We start from the raw sequence: 17,724 nt of genomic DNA, 5'->3' as shown, positions 1-17,724 counted from the left end.
ACGACTTTAAATTAAGACTAATTAGTCTTTATATTTAAGCTCGCCTTTTTCTTTGATTTCGTCATACCAAAGATTGTGATGTTGCTTAGCCCACTGCTCATCACAGTAGCCCGACACCATACAATCCATACCACCTTCAGACATAGCTGTCGCCATGAAGATATGCACGATAGAGAAAGCACAGATAACGATAGCACTTACTGAGTGAACAACAAGAGCCAGTAAGCTTAGGTTACGGCTTGGTTCAAATAAGTTCGGGAACAGTAATAACATTCCTGATACTGATATGAATAGACCGAATAGAGCGAAAGCCCAGAACCACATTTTTTCACCAGCGTTGGCAAAACCAGCGTCAGGGTGCTTACCTTTAAATGGACCGAAGTTGATGTAACCACCAACAACCATCATCCACTTAAGATCGTACATCTTAGGCATTTGGTTTTTAGCCCAAAGTACCGTCATTAACGCCCAACCCAACATGAATGGGATAGCCATATAATCGTGAACTTCTTTAGCAATGTAGACTAAGCTAGACCACATACCTTCACCGATATACGGTTGGAAGAAGAAACGGCCAGCAAGTAGTACTAAACCAGTTAGAATCAATAACAAGCAAGGAATCGCACCTAACCAGTGAATTGATACATCAAATTTAGACCAGCGATACACCATCTTACCGGTGAAACCACCGTGTAATTTTGAAATACCGTTTATTTTAATAAACAGTAAGAAGATGATGATCATACCAAATAGCGCAGCCATTAAAGCTGGCGCTAATAAGTCACTACGAAGTTCGAATACACGTAAATCATAAGTATTGATTGGTTGCGCATGGAACTCACTTGTAGAAGTGGTACGTCCCTCTACACCGTCTTTAAGCTGTGCCCATAACTGTGCATTGCCATCTTGAACGGTAAGAGATTCTTCACCACTGCCACTTGCGTGTGCGAATGTCATAACACTTAACATCAGTGCGATAACTACGCCAATTTGTTTGAACCACTTGTTCATAATACATCCTCTATGCTACTCGATGCCTGAGTCATCTCAGGCATCATAGCTAAGCTGACTAACAAGTTTGGAGGTTAACCCCAAACACCTTTGTTAGAACCGCGATAAGCAACACGCTCACGGAAGATGGCAGAAACGATTTCTGCATCACCAGCAAGTAATGCTTTGGTTGAACAAAGTTCAGCACACATAGGAAGTTTGCCTTCTGCAAGACGGTTAGCACCGTACTTTTCACGCTCTTCATGAGAGTGATCAGCTTCAGGGCCACCGGCACAGAAAGTACACTTGTCCATCTTGCCACGGCTGCCGAAAGCGCCTGACTGAGGGAACTGTGGAGCACCGAAAGGACATGCATATAAACAGTAACCACAACCGATACAAGTATCTTTGTCGTGAAGTACAATGCCGTCTTCTGTTTTGTAGAAACAGTTTGCAGGACAAACCGCCATACAAGGTGCATCGCTACAGTGCATACATGCAACTGAGATTGACGCTTCGCCTTTCATACCATCATTGATAGTTACTACGCGACGACGTTGAATGCCCCACTCAAGAGCAGAGTCATTTTCGTTTTTACAAGCTGTGACACAACCATTACATTCAATGCAGCGCTTGGTATCACATAAAAATTTCATTGTAGCCATTTGGCAATTCTCCTAGCTTAAGCTGCAGTTATGCTTTCTCAATTTGACAAAGCGACGCTTTGGTTTCCTGCATTTGTGTTACAGGGTCATAACCATAGGTCATTGCAGTATTACAAGACTCGCCGATAACGTAAGGAACTGTTCCTTCCGGATAGTTAGGCTCAAGACTTTCACCACTCATCACACCTGCGAAGTGGTAAGGCATCCAAGTAACACCAGGCTTAACGCGTGGAGTAACCATAGCTTTAATCTTAATGCGGCCGCCTTCAGCACCTTCTAACCAAACATTGTCACCATCACGAAGACCGCGATCAGCTGCGTCAGCAGGGTTCATTTCAACAAACATTTGTTGTTGAAGTTCTGCTAACCAAGGGTTAGAACGAGACTCTTCACCACCACCTTCATACTCAACCAGACGACCAGAAGTCATGACTAGTGGGTACTTAGCGCTGTTATCATTGTCTTGAATAGTCTTGTACAGCGTAGGTAGACGATGAACTTGCATATCGTCATGCGTTGGGTACTTAGATACAAGATCACGACGAGATGTGTATAACGGCTCACGGTGAACAGGTACAACATCTGGGAAGTTCCAAACGATACAACGCGCTTTAGCGTTACCGAATGGGATACAGCCGTGCTTAACAGCAACACGAACGATACCGCCTGAAATATCAGTCTTCCAGTTCTTACCTTCAGCTGATGCTTTTTCTTCAGCTGTTAGTTCGTCCCACCAGCCTAATTGCTTAAGCATGTCGGCAGTGAACTCTGGGTAACCGTCAGTGATTTCAGCGCCTTTAGAGAAGCTACCTTCAGCAAGTAGGTTTTCACCTTTGTATTCCACACCGTAACGTGCACGGAAGTTACCACCACCGTCTTTAACGTGTTTGCTTGTGTTATACAAAATCTGAGTACCAGGATGCTTCTGCTCTGGCGTACCCCAACAAGGCCAAGGTAAACCGTAAGTTTCGCCTTTAGCTGGTCCGCCAGCAGCTTCAAGAGTCTTGTTGCTGAACGTGCCCCAGTTTTGAGTGTGTTGCTTGATACGCTCAGGGCTTTGACCTGTCATACCAATTGTCCACATACCGCGGTTGATTTCACGAGTAATATCTTCAATCACTAATACATCATTGGCATCTTTTTCGATACGTTTGGTGTATTGCTCAGCAAAACCAAGCTTTTGAGATAAGCGGTACATAATCTCAAGGTCAGTTTTTGATTCAAATAATGGCTCAACAACTTTTTCACGCCATTGCTGTGAACGACCTGAGTTAGAAACAGAACCTTCAGTTTCGAACTGAGTACAAGCTGGTAGTAAGTAAACACCATTTTGACGACGGTGCATAACACCTGCCATAGTTGGGAAAGGATCCACAACCACTACAGTGTCCATCTTGTCTAGTGCATCACGGATGTCATTTTGACGAACACCAGTGTTAACTGATTGTCCCCAGAAGAATGCCATACGAATGTTATCTTTCTGAGCTAGCTTGCTCTTGTCTTCTAACACACCATCGTGCCAGCGAGAACAAGGCATACCAGGAGTCGTCATTGGCTCACGACCTAAGTAAGTGCCATGATCGAAACGACCATTAACCCACTCTCTGTCTAGATCCCAAACGTTTGTCCAGTGATCCCATGCTGCAGAAGTCAGACCGTAGTAACCAGGAAGGTTATCAAACAGTAGACCTAAGTCAGTTGCGCCTTGAACGTTATCGTGACCACGGAAAATGTTAGTACCGCCACCAGAAACACCCATGTTACCTAGGGCTAGTTGAAGTAGACAGTATGCACGAGTGTTAGCATTACCTACGTGATGCTGAGTACCACCCATACACCAAATAACTGTACCAGGACGGTTATCTGCCATCAGCTTAGCTGCTTGGTAAACTTCTTCTTCAGTACAACCCGTTACGTTAGCAACTTCTTTTGGTGGGAATTTTTTCGCTTCAGCGCGAATTGATTCCATTTCGAAAACACGCTCTTTGATGAACGTCTTATCTTCCCAACCATTTTCAAAGATGTGCCAAAGCATACCGTAGATGAATGGGATATCAGTACCAGGACGTAGACCACAATGTAGGTCAGCGTGCGCTGCAGTACGTGAGAAACGAGGGTCAACAACGATAATTTTTGCGTTGTTTTTCTCTTTCGCTAATAAGATATGCTGCATTGCAACTGGATGCGCTTCAGCCGGGTTTGAACCGATGAAGAAGATTGCATTTGCATTCTGGATATCATTGAAAGAGTTTGTTTGCGCACCGTAGCCCCAAGTGTTAGCAACACCAGCTACCGTGGTAGAGTGACAAATACGTGCAGAGTGATCGACGTTGTTCGTGCCCCACATAGCCGCAAACTTACGGTACATGTAACAGCCTTCGTTCGAGAACTTGGCACTACCCATGAAGTAAACAGAATCAGGACCTGACTCTTCACGGATATCTAGCATCTTGTCGCCGACTTCATTGTAAGCCTGCTCCCAAGATAATTTCTTCCACTTGCCATCAACAAGTTTCATAGGGTATTTAAGACGCTTCTCACCATGACCATGTTCACGGATTGCTGCACCTTTAGCACAGTGACCGCCAGCATTGAATGGATGATCGAATGCAGGCTCTTGACCTGTCCAAACGCCATTTTGTACTTCAGCGTATAAACCACAACCAACAGCACATGCAGAACATACTGTACGTTTGATTTCAGTTGGTGCGTCATGCGGTACATCATGAGCTTCAGCTCTACGCATCATACCTGTGCCCATTAATGAAGCAGCGGCGATACCACCAGTAGCAATACCTGCATTCTTCATAAATTGACGACGGTTGATACCGAGCGACTTGCTTGCAGCTTTAGGAGCTGCGGTAGACTTGCGAGTTAACTTCATCGCTTATTTCTCCTGAATTTAGCCGCGTAAGCTATCGTAGTAGCTACGAATATGCGCAGTTTCTTTGTAACCTTTAGCATCAGTGCTGCCAATGTTACTCTCGGTTGCTTTAGCCACACTCACACCTGATACAGCGATAGCTGCAGTAGCAGCGCTACCTACGGTGATGGCTTTCAGCAAAGATCTGCGGTTCAGATCAGGCTGTTGCTTCTTCATCTTTACTCCCGGTTTAAATCACATCAACATCTTGGTTGATGCCCTCATAGGCCTTTTCGATTACCAAAAACCAGTTGTTAACAACGAGTTAATGAAAGTGGACCAAAAAGGTAAAAACACTTCTAAATGAATAATCTTCATAAATTAACGCGGCTAATATATAGGGAGATAGGCTGAAATAAATTGATCTGACCCCCGTTCATAATCCAAAAAACGACACAAAATCGACAAAGCGTTAACTGAGTCATACTTTAAAATAAGTACCTCTCATTGCACCGATAACCAATCGTCAATTGGCTAAGAAACTATTGTTAAAAACTTTAACATCTCATAAAGTTAGTCCGGATTGTCATGCTTAATGAGTAGTGATAAGCCTTCCCATTTGCATATAGCTTTTGGTACTTAAAACTAGCTTCTGTAGTACTTTTAGCTATTAAAACGTTAGTAAAATAAGATTAACTGGCTTTAATGAACCCATTAACAATCGAATGACGTCTTTATTTAAAATATGGCAAAGATAGAGAGATTATTTGTTCGGAGGTTACAGTCAAAAACGACAGGTTATAGCAGTGCTTAATTGAGAAGGGAAATCACAATCTAGAGGAAGGTCACTTTTTGAAATCGAGTCAGTGAGAGATATGCCCAAGGTTTATTTATCGGGCGTTTTAGCCCATGAATATCGCCCTTTGAAAAGACAGCTTGTTTACATAATAAAAACCTTCACTAATTATATTCACTGGGTACTATGAATAAAGAGCTTATCGACATATCAGTAAAAAATAGCTGCCAAATAAAAACACCTCAACGAGATAATCTCAGTTGAGGTGTTTTTCACAGCGTAAGCTAGATTGCTTTGCTAATTTACTTTTGGTATTTCAACGTACCATTGGCTTTGATTTCATCGTACCAAAGGTTGTGATGTTGAACTGCCCAGTTTTCATCACAGTAGCCAGAGATCATTGACTCTAAACCACCTTCACTCAAGGCTGTTGCCATCCAAATATGCACAATAGTAAATGCAATTAAGATTGCGGCACTCACGCCATGAACAAGCAATGCCAACATAGAGGCTTCACGTGGTAAATCTAAACCAGGTAATACAAGCATCATGCCTGAAACACTGATAAATAGACCGAACAGCACAAGTGTCCAGAACCACATTTTCTCACCAGCATTAGCAAAACCACTGTCTGGATGCTTACCTTTAAACGGACCAAAGTTGATGTAACCACCAACCACTAAAAACCATTTAAGATCGTACATTTTAATGGTTTGAAGCGGCATCCATTTAACGATACATATCAACCAAGACACGATGAATATTGGACCCGTCCAATCATGTACCAATTTACTAAAGGCGATAATACCAGCCCAAATACTGCTGCTCACATAAGGTTGTATTACAATTTTACCTAATATGATCACCAGACCTGTCAGCATCAAAGCTAAACAAGCAATCGCCATAATCCAATGCAGCCAAATATCTGCCTTAGACCATCGCTCAATCATTTTGCCTGAAAAACCTTTACCTAACCTTGCTGGGCCATTTACAAAATAAAATACTAAAAATGCACCAAATACACCTACGAGAGCTAATGCTACTCCAGGAGTAATATAGTCATCTCTGATTATTCTACCTTCATTACCGCCAACATTAATCAGCACACCCGGCTCAATACCTTGAGCAGTAGTGCGGCCAGTTTCACCGCCCTTAACCGCTCGCCATAACTCAGCTGGATTATCCTTTGCTGCCTGCTGCTTACTTGATTGTTCATCTGCTGCCAAAGTTGTGGTTGAAAACCCTAACCCCATCACCAGAACCAACAGTGCAAACAAGCTACGCAGTGATTTGTTTAACTGTTTGTTTAACATTGTCACTCCTTGCTTGGTTACGGACTAAGTCCGTAACCTTATGCACTGCCTAAACCATATCACCCGTTTTTGGGTCATAGCCCCAGATAGCATCTGGGTTACCACGTTTTGCCATACGCTCGCGGTAAATAGTCGATACGATATCTGCATCACCAGCTAACAATGCTTTGGTTGAACAAAGCTCTGCACACATAGGTAATTTACCTTCAGCAATACGGTTTGCACCATATTTCTGACGTTCGGCATCTGAATGGTTCTCTTCTGGGCCACCGGCACAGAAAGTACACTTATCCATTTTGCCTCGGCTACCAAATGCAGTCTTTTTCGGGAACTGTGGAGCACCGAAAGGACAAGCATAGAAACAGTAACCACAACCGATACAAGTATCTTTATCGTGCAATACAATGCCGTCGTCGGTTTGATAAAAACAATCCGCCGGACATACGGCCATACAAGGTGCATCAGTACAGTGCATACATGCAACTGAGATAGATGCTTCGCCTGGTTCACCATCATTGATAGTAACCACGCGACGACGTTGAATACCCCACTCTAGAGCGGAATCGTTTTCGTTCTTACAAGCTGTGACGCAACCGTTACACTCGATGCAGCGTTTTGTGTCACACAAAAATTTCATGACTGCCATAGTGGCTTATCTCCTCATCAAGTTAATTAGGCTTTGCTGATCTGACACAAGCTAGACTTAGTCTCTTGCATCTGAGTCACAACGTCATAACCGTAGGTCATTACGGTATTGGCTGCTTCACCAATAACGTAAGGCACCGTGCCTTCAGGGTAATTCTTCTCTAGGCTCTTGCCTTCGAAAACACCCGCGAAGTGGTATGGCATGAAACATTCACCAGCAATGACTCGTGGAGTCACCATTGCTTTAACTGTGATTTTAGCGCCTTCTGGACTGTGAACGAATACGTCATCACCATCACGTAAGCCGCGATCTGCTGCATCAGCAGGGTTAATCTCAATAAACATTTCTTGCTGTAATTCTGCAAGCCATGGATTTGAGCGCGTTTCTTCACCTCCACCTTCATACTCAACTAAACGACCCGTAGTTACTGCTAATGGGAAGTCTTTTGCAAAGTCTTTATCTTGAATAGACTTATACAGAGTAGGAAGACGTGCAACCATACGATCTTCGTAAGTTGGGTACTTAGACACTAAGTCACGACGAGGGGTATATAATGGCTCACGATGGATTGGGATATCATCTGGGAAGTTCCAAACGATAACACGCGCTTTCGCGTTACCATAAGGGATACAACCGTGATTAATCGCAACACGTTGGATACCACCAGAAATATCTGTTTTCCAGTTTTTCCCTTCAGCATGAACTTTTTCTTCAGCGGTTAAATCATCCCACCAGCCAAGCTGTTTAAGCATGTCTGCGGTAAATTCAGGATAACCGTCTTGGATTTCACTGCCTTTAGAGTAAGAACCTTCAGCAAGAATGTTGTTACCTTCATGCTCAACACCGTAACGTGCGCGGAAGTTACCGCCACCATACTTAACTTCACGTCCAGTACGGTACAGAATTTGTGTACCTGGATGTTTGTTTTCTGGTGTGCCCCAACAAGGCCAAGGTAAACCGTAAGTTTCACCTTTAGCTGGACCACCTGGTGCTTCTAAGCTTTCAATATCGAACGTGCCCCAGTTTTCTTGGTGCATTTTCAAACGTTCAGGGCTTTGGCCTGTGTAACCAATCGTCCACATACCTTTGTTGAACTCGCGAGTCATATCTTCAATTAATGGCTCATCGCCATTCACTTTAATATGCTTACAGAATTCGGCTTCGATGCCCCACTTTTTCGCCAGCTTGTACATAATAATGTGGTCAGCTTTTGACTCAAATAATGGTTCGATAACCTGTGTACGCCACTGTAGTGAGCGGTTTGAAGCTGACACAGAACCGTAAGTTTCAAACTGAGTTGCTGCAGGCAATAAGTAAACGCCATCAGTACGCTCGTGCATAACACCTGCCATTGTTGGGAAAGGATCCACAACAACTACTGTGTCCATTTTGTTCAATGCTTCACGCACTTCACGACCACGAGTTTCAGTGTTGACAGATTGGCCCCAGAAGAATGACATACGAATGTTGTCGTTCTGAGCAATCTTAGATTTGTCTTCAAGTACACCATCATGCCAACGTGAACATGGGATACCCGTTGAAGTCATTGGGTCTTGGCCTAAATGCTGAGCTTGGTCGAAGCGGTTTTTAACCCAATCGTAATCAAGATCCCATACATTACACCAATGTTTCCAAGAACCTGTTTTCAGGCCGTAGTAACCAGGTAGCGTGTCGAACAATAAGCCAAAGTCAGTTGCACCTTGAACGTTATCGTGACCACGGAAAATGTTAGTACCACCACCTTCAACACCCATGTTACCAAGGGCTAATTGCAGGATACAGTATGCGCGAGTGTTAGCATTACCGACGTGATGCTGAGTACCACCCATACACCAAACCACAGTACCAGGTTTAGTTTCTGCTAGTAGTTTAGCCACACGATGCATTTGCTTTTCAGGTACACCAGCAACATTTTCAACTTCTGCAGGATTCCACTTTTTCACTTCCTCACGGATACGTTCCATACCGTATACACGTTGGTCGATGAAAGTTTGGTCTTCCCAACCGTTTTCAAAAATATGCCACAACAAACCATAAATGTAAGGAATATCCGTACCAGGACGAATATGCACGAACTCATCAGACTTAGCTGCAGTTCGGGTGAAACGAGGGTCGACTACGATAATTTTCGCGCCGCGCTCTTTACCTTCAAGGATGTGTTGCATTGAAACTGGGTGAGCTTCACAAGGGTTCGAACCGATGAACATCATCGCTTTCGATTTACGAATGTCATTAAATGAGTTCGTTTGCGCACCGTAACCCCAAGTGTTTGCAACACCGGCTACAGTGGTAGAGTGACAAATACGTGCAGAGTGATCGACATTGTTCGTGCCCCACATTGCTGCTAATTTACGGTACATATAAGCTTGTTCGTTAGAGAACTTAGCACTACCCATGAAGAATACTGAATCAGGACCAGACTCTTGACGGATGTCTAATGCTTTTTGACCAACTTCTTCAATCGCTTGATCCCAAGAAAGTTTCTTCCACTTTCCGCCTTCCAGCTTCATTGGGTACTTAAGACGTTTCTCACCATGACCATGCTCACGTAATGCAGCACCTTTAGCACAGTGACCACCAGCGTTAAATGGATGATCGAATGCTGGCTCTTGACCAGTCCAAACACCATTTTGTACTTCAGCATAAATACCACAGCCCACTGAACAGTGAGAACAAATAGTACGTTTTACTTCAGTTGGTGCATCGTGTGGCACATCTTTGGCTTCAGCTTTACGCATCATTCCAGCACCAAGCATTGATGCCGCTGCAATTCCGCCGGTAGCGAATGTTGCTGACTTCAAAAATTGGCGACGATTCAGTCCAAGAGCAGGTTTTTCTGCTACTTCAACTTTTTCTGTTTTGCGGGTTAATCGCATCACATATTCTCCTTAAATTACTTACTACGTAATGTGTCGTAGTAACTACGTACATGGCTTGTTTCTCTGTAACCATCACTTTTGCCCACAACTGGTGTGGCTTCTGGTGAGGCAGCAAGAGCTTGTCCGCTAACAGTCGCAACTGCGCCAGCGGCACTACCGACGGCCAATGCTTTTAGCATTTGACGACGATCCATGACGGAAGCTTGCTTCTTCATAGTCTCTCCTTAATATAACGCTTAAATAACAGGGTTCTGACACCCTAGATTGAGTGGGAGTTGCCTCCCGTTTCGGTCTATGCCGATGAATTTATATCCAGCGGCATAAATCTTTGCACCAGCAATAACAATGGCTAAATTAAGATGCCAATTCGTTAGTTGAAGGTTCAATTTTTTCCGCACTTTCTGATGCTGCAGCTTCTGCTTCACTACCAGGGCAGTTAACAGGAATGTTTAAGCTTAATTGCTCAAATTCATTCGCTTCAATTTCAAAAAATGCTTTTGCTAACTGTGCAACAGGTGCGTAAAAAGCAGCACTTGGTGTCTTTTCTAATGTGTCACAGAAACGGGCAATCCAGCTGCCGATATGGCGTTGGTAAAACGCTAATTGACGGTAACCAGGTGCTTCTAAAATCAAAGTACCCATTACTTCACATAATGCAGCAACATGATCCTCTGGCTCTTTGACTTCATCTTCACGAGCAAAACCTAATTGCAGTAGATCTTGGCGTAACAATGCTAAAGGCTTGTCCATTAATGAACCTGTCATGAACCAGCTACCGTAAGGTAATACTTCACCACGTCCCACACCGTAGAAAATATTGAAGTACTCTTCTTCAAGTTCTTTTTCTGTGTATTTGGTTGCAGCAACTTTCAATGCAGCCCAAGCTGCAGTGATGTCATTTTCTTCTTCTGCATCAATTTCAAGTTCAGCTAAAAATGCAAGTAGCTCTGCACTTGGTTGACGACGTAATAAGGCTGCCAATATTTGGTAAATATCTGCCCGTAGCTGATCGTTTTCTGAAATTTCTCTAACTAATTCGGTCATATCGGGTCTCTTATCGAAGTTGCTTCTCAGGGTCTTCAAGAATGTCTTCAAACATATCTTTTACGCGGCAATCACCACACATTTTTAAACGCTCGATGTTGGCGTTAAATGCTGAGTGACCTCCAATCATATCTATCATGCGATGAACCATAGATTGAGTCGCAAACGCTGTACCACAGCGAATACATTCAAATGGAGGCTCTTCTTTTAAAGTTTGACGCTCTTGACGTGATGCCTGATTGAGATTGATTTGTGATGTAATGCTAATCACATCTTCAGGACATGAACTTTCACACAAGCCACATTGAACACAATCTTGCTCAACAAAGTGAAGCGCAGGTTTATCACCACCATCAGTTAATGCTTGGGTTGGACACGTCGCAACACATGACATACACAAGGTACATTTATCAGCGTTTACTTCGACTTTACCGTAAGGCACATTGCTCATTGCAATGCTGGTTTCAGTCGCTGCTGCTTGCTCATTAAGATGATCAATCGCAGCATATAAAGTTTCACGCTTTGTCGTTGGCGAGAACGCCGCAGGCACGATTAATGGCCAATCTAAACTGATAGCTAGCTTGTCATTTAGCGATGCCAACGTTTGTGTATCAATCAAGCTGATACGCTGCGGCTGACCCATTTCATCTAAAATGGTGTTCGCTAGTGACAATTCACCATTCAACATTTGCGTCAATGTCGGCGCTGTCGCATCAGTATTTAAAATTAATACCTGACGAGCACCCCAAGCTAATGCTGACATCCAGTGATCGATGCTGGCGACAGTGATTTCTTCCAGTTCAACCGGAATAATGTCACCCACTAAATCAGCGGTAATGTGCTCAGCACCAACGGCACTGTCATGGAATAAGATAACTGGCGCGGCTTGAGCTTGCTCAAGGTAGCGGCTAACTAGCTTTTGAATATAGCTGTGAAGTGCTTGCGGCGTTGGTAAATCAAAAGCGATTGCCCCCGTTGGACAGGCATTGGTACAACTACCAGCACCGTGACAAAGGTATGGGTCGATTTCAATTTTCTGCTCGATACTGCTGATGGCATCTGCAGGGCAGAAGTTCAAACAACGGTTACAACCATTAACACCATTACGGTTATGAGCACAAATATCACTGTTCACTTTCACATAACGAGGTTTATCAAACTCACCGACTAAATCTGGAATTTGATCTAATGCATCCGCTAATTTCTCAGCATCTTGGCCTACGTAAAAATAACCAGGTGGCAGCATTTCAAGGTTAAGGCATGGGTTCATGCTTAAGTCTAAAACAATATCAAAGTGTGGTTTACGAATTGCCACTAAGCTCAATTCAGCAGCATTGCTGTCTTGGCCTTCACTTTCCACCGTTACTTGGAATTGGCCTAAAAAGCCTTTAACCGAGATAAGTTTGTTGTAATAGCTCTCACTATTAACAGCAGCATTCATTACCGCTTCAAGATGTTCTTCATCTTGGCTAGTAATTGCTTCGTTGGCCAAAATGACGGTATTGGCCATAGTAGACAGTTTGTCTGCAGCTAATCGGGCCAAATCTTCTGGGCCGATGACTAACACATTGCCTTCAGTCGTGTAACTGACTGTTGGCGGAATCAAGTTTTGAATCACTTGAGTCTGTGCTAATACCTGCTGACGAACTTGTTGTAGTTCAAGCGGGGTTTGACTATTGCTCACATTGCGTTCCTGAACAGTTTTTAGCATGTGGAAGACTTATTCTGTGCTGTAAATCCATTAGTCATTGAGGCTTTCATCTTTAAGCATCAATCACATCAGCTCGAAATCTATAAGTTCTTTACCTGACACACCAAAATAGTGGACATAAAATTATTTGCTGATAATTAAGCTTTAGTTTGCTCTTGAAGCGGTTGTTCCACTTCCTGTGCCATAACCAGATCATCACTCTGATTAACTAAACCTGTTTCAGCGACTAATTCACTCTTCTCATTTAATACTTGCGGGGCATCAGTTGCATCACCAACCGTGTCATCTCCCTCGCTTGCTAATAACGTTTCATCTTCAGCTGTTTCTTCTTCGTCCTTAACGACATGACGGAAGATTTTTTTCGCCAACTCAGCTGAAACTTCTGGGCTCAACTTAGGTTGGTTGCTGTAATCAAGGGCATACTCAAGTAAGCCATCGATTTCGTTATATTGCGGTTGTTTCCATAATGCTTTTAACGCTGCTGATTTTGCCTCAGGAGATACATTAGCTCCCATAAACGATGCAAAACTACCGCCAACTTCAATTTTCTCTGGATCCGGTAAATCTTCAACTTCAAGTATTTTGTCAGCATCTGTAGCTACAGTTTCAGTCTCAAGATGTTCATTGCCATCTGCTGACTCAGCTTGTGTTGCTTCTGCGAGTTGTTCTTTATCCGCTAACTCTTGGGCAGCTTCAGCTTCAACTTGCTCTCGACGCTCACTCCAACGCGAGAAAAAACCTCTAGGTTTATCGCTCATTAATGACTCCGAAGGTGATCTGTACTTGGGCCTTGATCCTTGCGGCGATTAACGTGCTTACGACGACTAGCTGAAATAACAACCTCGCCATGACGTGTAATAAATGCTTCAACCCAACAAGCAAGCGCTTCTGGCATTGGGATATTAAGCACTGGCGTTTCTGACTCTAAACAGCCTGCTGCGACATTTTGGTCACAAGAAATAGCTGCCGGAACCCATGTTCCATCGCTGAGTTCATCACAAACGATGTAAAGCATGGTGTTATCCATATCTAAATTGATTCGGTAACTGCCACGCTCATCTTTATGTAATTCAAATAAAACTAACTTCGCCCCTTCAGGCGCTTCATGTGTCGCAGGAAGTATTTGGTCAACTTCCCAAGTAACAGATGGCCAACGGCCAACCATCTTCTCTACTTTCTTTAGCGAAACGTACATAGGCCAAACATCTTCAGTATGTTGCATAAAAGCTTTGCCCTTAAAAATATAAACCAACGAGAAACAAACAAAAACACAATAAATACATCAAGTTATTTAACAAATTCATGACCTAGAATATTGAAAATAAAGGTCTTATTTCTCTATATAGCAATTAATCTGCAATAATAGTGCCAGGTTAAATAAAACCAAAAGTTTGACCTAGATCGCTTAATCAACTCTAAGAGTAGGACAATTTGTCCATATTGCTAATTTTACTAGGACATAAGGCTACGTTAATTAGCTGTTACTGATTAACTTTTGTGTTAGATCACGCATTTACAATCTACTTGCTGTTGGAGGAACAAAAGTTGCTATGCTGATATGCAGTTAGTTTTAATCACGATTCTCATCTTTAAGCCGATGATGGCTATGGATGACACCGTCAGAGGCCTCAATATCAATGACACAATCCAATACCCGTGCCAGCGCTCCACTTAAGCTAGTCAAAACACAAGCAGAAGTCCCATTAACGCTACCTGTTAAAGCCATAAACGAATTAGGTGAGAGCATTGATAAGTTTGTCGCCTGTGAACGTCCTCTTACGGTTTACTTGAATTGGCAGCCCATTGTTACCCTAATGACCTTAGGCGCAAAGCCTGAATCCTTAGCACTTGGCTATTTAAAAAACCAAGGATTTGTCAGTGATGCTAACTTGCTTGAATCAATCATTGTCGATTGGGACGTCAACTCAGCGGCTATCTTGACCCAAGAAAAAACAGCTGATTTAGATGAAAAACTATCAGAGAAAACAGTCACATCAGGTTGTGGCCAAGGCACTGTTTATGGTGGCTTTATGCAAGGACTTGATGACATCAACTTGCCTACACCTGAGCTTAAACAATCCACCTTGTATAGCCTGCTAAAAAATATCAACGCCTACAATGACACCTACAAAAATGCAGGTGCTGTTCATGGTTGTGGAATTTGTAAAGACGACCAAATACAAGCATTCATCGAAGATGTGGGTCGCCACAATGCGGTGGATACCTTAGCAGGTGACATGTGGCTTGAAGGTGAAAATGGTAACGATAAAATCTTTTACACTACCGGTCGTTTAACCTCAGAGATGGTGATAAAAGTCGCCAAGATGGGTATTCCAGTATTATTGTCTCGTAGCGGTGTGACCCAAATGGGCCTTGAACTCGCCCAAAAGATGGGAATTACCATTATTGCTCGCGCTAAAGGCCGTCACTTCCTTGTTTATCATGGTGCTGAAAACATTGAGTTTGATGCCAATAAAGATAAGTAATATCGCTCAATAGATATGTCGTTAACAACCTCCAAAAGAGGTTGTTAACCATCATTGCATATTTCTAAATTTAGCCCACTGTTCTCGCTGGGTTTCAGTTAAAAAACTCCACGCCAATACTCGGGTAATCTTATTACCTTGTTGCATTTCAATGGTTTTAACACTGTTTGCCGATAGTTTTTTTAGTAAGGCATAACAAGGTTTTAAATTCTCTGATTTAGACACCAATGAGCTAAACCATAAACACTGTGAAGCAAACTGCTGACTTTCAGTAATCATATTTGCCAGAAACTGTTGCTCTCCGCCTTCACACCACAACTCAGCTTTCTGACCACCAAAGTTCAAACTGCTTGATGCTGATTTAGTGTTTTTTTCTGAAACCACAGACTGTGGATTTTTTGTGCCTTTTTTAGCGCGATTAGCGGCTAAATTGGCATTCTTTTTCATGCTACCTTGGGTTGCTTCTTCCAATGAGCGATGAAAAGGTGGATTACAAAGTGTGATATCAAAACGCTCATTTTTAGCAATAATTCCGTTAAAAATGTGGCTGTCGTTTTGTTGAAGCCGTACCGTCAGCTTTCGATTAATCGCCTGATTTTTATCAGCAATACTTGCAACATTAGCAATAGATATAGGGTCAATATCGCTGGCTACAAACTCCCAGCCATAAGACTGAATACCTAGCAGAGGATAAATGCCGTTAGCTCCAGTGCCTATGTCCAACGCTTTGACTTTTTGTCCTTTAGGCACCTTGCCATTGATACTTAATAAATCCGCAATGTAATGCAGATAATCAACTCGACCGGGGACTGGCGGGCATAAGAACCCTTCAGGTATATCCCAATGTTCAATTTGATAATCGGTTTTTAGTATCGCTGCGTTCAAGCATTTCACCGCTTGTGGATCCGCAAAATCTATCGATAAGTTGCCGTAAGGATTTGGTTTTACAAAGTGGGACAATTTGGGACACTCTGAAATAAGCTTATCAAAATCATAACCTTGGTTATGCTTATTTCGCGAATGCAGCTTTTTAGAGGTCGCTTTTACAGCGTTACCCTTACCTAGATGAGCCTTATTAGCTGCACTTTTAATTTGTTTGCCACTCTTTACTTTATGAGTGGGTATACGTGCTGAGTCTTTAGTCGCAAATTTATCTGCTGATTGAGATTTATTCTGTTTCATTAATCGTATAAATATTTAGTAAACAACAAATTAACTACGATTTGTTGTCCTGTTTCTTCTTCTAAGAGTCGGTTAACCGTTTCGTAGCACTCACGGCGAATATCTTCACGCCCCGTTAGTGACTTCACTTTATCTTCGGCTTGATTACCTAACACTTCTACAATTGCTGAACGTAATAAAGGGTCATGATGCTCAATAAGCAACAAATGATCTGGGTCTTTCACCATCAGCTCAACACTGATTTTTACAAAGCCTAATTTTTTACGGTTTGAAATGTAGTTGGTGACAATGTCTGGCTCAAAACCATAATAAGCAAAGTTCTCTACCGCTTTTTCATCGGCACTATGTACATTCATTGAAAACATCATTGAAAGTAAAATTGCGTATACGTACTTTGCCATCGTTAATCAAACTCCATTATTTATATATGCGCTGTCGTGATAAACTGCACCCGTTTTGTACATTGTAACGAGTAATGAATGACAGTGACCAGCTTAAGCTTTCCCTACGGTGAATCAATCCAGTGGTTTTCACCTGAGAAATTCCATTCTATGCCAAAAACAGCCCTAAAAGAATGGTTACTTGCTACGGGCAGTTTAACTCAAAAATTAAGAAGTTGTTGCCAAGATTTTGAAGTCAAAGTGCTGGGCGAGCATCTCACTACCCCATTAGCTGGAGAGTGTCCTCACCAAAGCCGTGTTTGGGTGCGAGAAGTTTTACTGTGCCTTGATGGGGAACCTTGGGTGTTTGCTCGAACGTTAGTACCAGAAGACTTAACCTCTAATCATCAACATAACTTTAAAGGCTTAGGAACTAGACCTTTAGGTGAGTTATTGTTTTCAAGTAATGATATTGTCCCAGGAAAAATCGAAGTCGCTGAGTTTGAAAGCTGCAGTAAATTAGCTCAACTGGCTACCAGTTTATCCCAACAAGTGAATGCGCCTTTGTGGGGCCGCCGCCGTTATTTCAATTTAGCAGCGCAAGATATCATAGTGAGCGAAATATTCCTGCCCGCCGCTGTGACTAAAATTAATATGATGAGCGAGCTAAGCCATCAAACAAGCGGCAAAGAATAAACTCAGCCTCGCTGTAGATAATATAAAGGCATGGTTTTCACCATGCCTTTGCTTTGACTAATTTGAAGCTATT

General features: G+C 42.7%; 16 protein-coding genes. 2 read left to right on the top strand and 14 right to left on the bottom strand.

Annotation, left to right across the window (positions count from 1 at the left end; genetic code table 11):
* Positions 1-21 precede the first annotated feature (21 nt).
* The 12 genes from L2735_RS13160 to L2735_RS13105 all read right to left on the bottom strand — a co-directional run bounded on the left by L2735_RS13160 (position 22) and on the right by L2735_RS13105 (position 14,129).
* Positions 22-1,011 carry a formate dehydrogenase subunit gamma gene (locus tag L2735_RS13160; RefSeq protein WP_248985136.1) on the bottom strand — a complete coding sequence of 330 codons (990 nt, stop codon included), beginning with the start codon at positions 1,009-1,011 and terminating at the stop codon, positions 22-24.
* 74 nt (positions 1,012-1,085) lie between these two features.
* Positions 1,086-1,655 (bottom strand): formate dehydrogenase FDH3 subunit beta, encoded by a 570-nt coding sequence (fdh3B, locus tag L2735_RS13155; RefSeq protein WP_065110515.1) that lies wholly within the window; start codon positions 1,653-1,655, stop codon positions 1,086-1,088.
* A 28-nt stretch (positions 1,656-1,683) separates the two neighbouring features.
* Positions 1,684-4,539, bottom strand: coding sequence for a formate dehydrogenase subunit alpha (locus L2735_RS13150; protein ID WP_248985135.1), 2,856 nt, complete (start codon positions 4,537-4,539; stop codon positions 1,684-1,686).
* Between the two features lie 18 nt (positions 4,540-4,557).
* Positions 4,558-4,755: a twin-arginine translocation signal domain-containing protein gene (locus L2735_RS13145; RefSeq protein ID WP_248985134.1), complete on the bottom strand. Its 198-nt coding sequence runs from the start codon at positions 4,753-4,755 to the stop codon at positions 4,558-4,560.
* 861 nt (positions 4,756-5,616) lie between these two features.
* On the bottom strand, positions 5,617-6,627 hold the full coding sequence (locus L2735_RS13140) for a formate dehydrogenase subunit gamma (protein WP_248985133.1): 1,011 nt from the start codon (positions 6,625-6,627) through the stop codon (positions 5,617-5,619).
* Positions 6,628-6,676: 49 nt separating this feature from the next.
* Positions 6,677-7,273: a formate dehydrogenase FDH3 subunit beta gene (gene fdh3B / locus L2735_RS13135; RefSeq protein ID WP_248985132.1), complete on the bottom strand. Its 597-nt coding sequence runs from the start codon at positions 7,271-7,273 to the stop codon at positions 6,677-6,679.
* Between the two features lie 26 nt (positions 7,274-7,299).
* The gene (locus L2735_RS13130; RefSeq protein ID WP_248985188.1) at positions 7,300-10,149 is read right to left on the bottom strand and encodes a formate dehydrogenase subunit alpha; all 2,850 of its coding nucleotides are present in this window, start codon (positions 10,147-10,149) and stop codon (positions 7,300-7,302) included.
* A 17-nt stretch (positions 10,150-10,166) separates the two neighbouring features.
* Positions 10,167-10,367 (bottom strand): twin-arginine translocation signal domain-containing protein, encoded by a 201-nt coding sequence (locus tag L2735_RS13125; protein ID WP_153912917.1) that lies wholly within the window; start codon positions 10,365-10,367, stop codon positions 10,167-10,169.
* Between the two features lie 139 nt (positions 10,368-10,506).
* Positions 10,507-11,196, bottom strand: a complete 690-nt coding sequence (locus L2735_RS13120) for a TorD/DmsD family molecular chaperone (RefSeq protein WP_248985131.1) — start codon at positions 11,194-11,196, stop codon at positions 10,507-10,509.
* Positions 11,197-11,206: 10 nt separating this feature from the next.
* Positions 11,207-12,907, bottom strand: coding sequence for a 4Fe-4S binding protein (locus L2735_RS13115; protein WP_248985130.1), 1,701 nt, complete (start codon positions 12,905-12,907; stop codon positions 11,207-11,209).
* Between the two features lie 137 nt (positions 12,908-13,044).
* Positions 13,045-13,665, bottom strand: a complete 621-nt coding sequence (locus L2735_RS13110) for a DUF3306 domain-containing protein (RefSeq protein ID WP_248985129.1) — start codon at positions 13,663-13,665, stop codon at positions 13,045-13,047.
* Complete coding sequence (locus L2735_RS13105) at positions 13,665-14,129, bottom strand: DUF3305 domain-containing protein (RefSeq protein ID WP_248985128.1); 465 nt, start codon at positions 14,127-14,129, stop codon at positions 13,665-13,667. The genes L2735_RS13110 and L2735_RS13105 overlap by 1 nt, the downstream gene beginning before the upstream one ends.
* Before the next feature lie 415 nt (positions 14,130-14,544).
* Here L2735_RS13105 and L2735_RS13100 point away from each other — a divergent pair, with 415 nt between their 5' ends.
* On the top strand, positions 14,545-15,393 hold the full coding sequence (locus tag L2735_RS13100) for a formate dehydrogenase accessory sulfurtransferase FdhD (RefSeq protein ID WP_248985187.1): 849 nt from the start codon (positions 14,545-14,547) through the stop codon (positions 15,391-15,393).
* A 51-nt stretch (positions 15,394-15,444) separates the two neighbouring features.
* Here L2735_RS13100 and rlmF read toward each other — a convergent pair whose 3' ends face one another.
* Both rlmF and L2735_RS13090 read right to left on the bottom strand, forming a co-directional pair.
* The gene (rlmF, locus tag L2735_RS13095) at positions 15,445-16,575 is read right to left on the bottom strand and encodes a 23S rRNA (adenine(1618)-N(6))-methyltransferase RlmF (protein ID WP_248985127.1); all 1,131 of its coding nucleotides are present in this window, start codon (positions 16,573-16,575) and stop codon (positions 15,445-15,447) included.
* The gene (locus L2735_RS13090) at positions 16,575-16,976 is read right to left on the bottom strand and encodes a flagellar basal body-associated protein FliL (protein WP_248985126.1); all 402 of its coding nucleotides are present in this window, start codon (positions 16,974-16,976) and stop codon (positions 16,575-16,577) included. Before L2735_RS13090 ends, rlmF begins: the two co-directional genes overlap by 1 nt.
* 78 nt (positions 16,977-17,054) lie before the next feature.
* Between L2735_RS13090 and L2735_RS13085 the strand changes: the two genes are divergently transcribed.
* A complete protein-coding gene (locus tag L2735_RS13085) occupies positions 17,055-17,651 on the top strand; it encodes a chorismate--pyruvate lyase family protein (protein WP_248985125.1) in 597 nt (198 codons plus the stop codon).
* Positions 17,652-17,724: the final 73 nt, after the last annotated feature.

Source organism: Shewanella olleyana (assembly GCF_023283825.1).
Taxonomy (GTDB): Bacteria; Pseudomonadota; Gammaproteobacteria; order Enterobacterales; family Shewanellaceae; genus Shewanella; species Shewanella olleyana.
The sequence above is the reverse complement of the archived record's forward strand: the minus strand, read 5'-3'. Positions and strand labels throughout refer to the sequence as shown.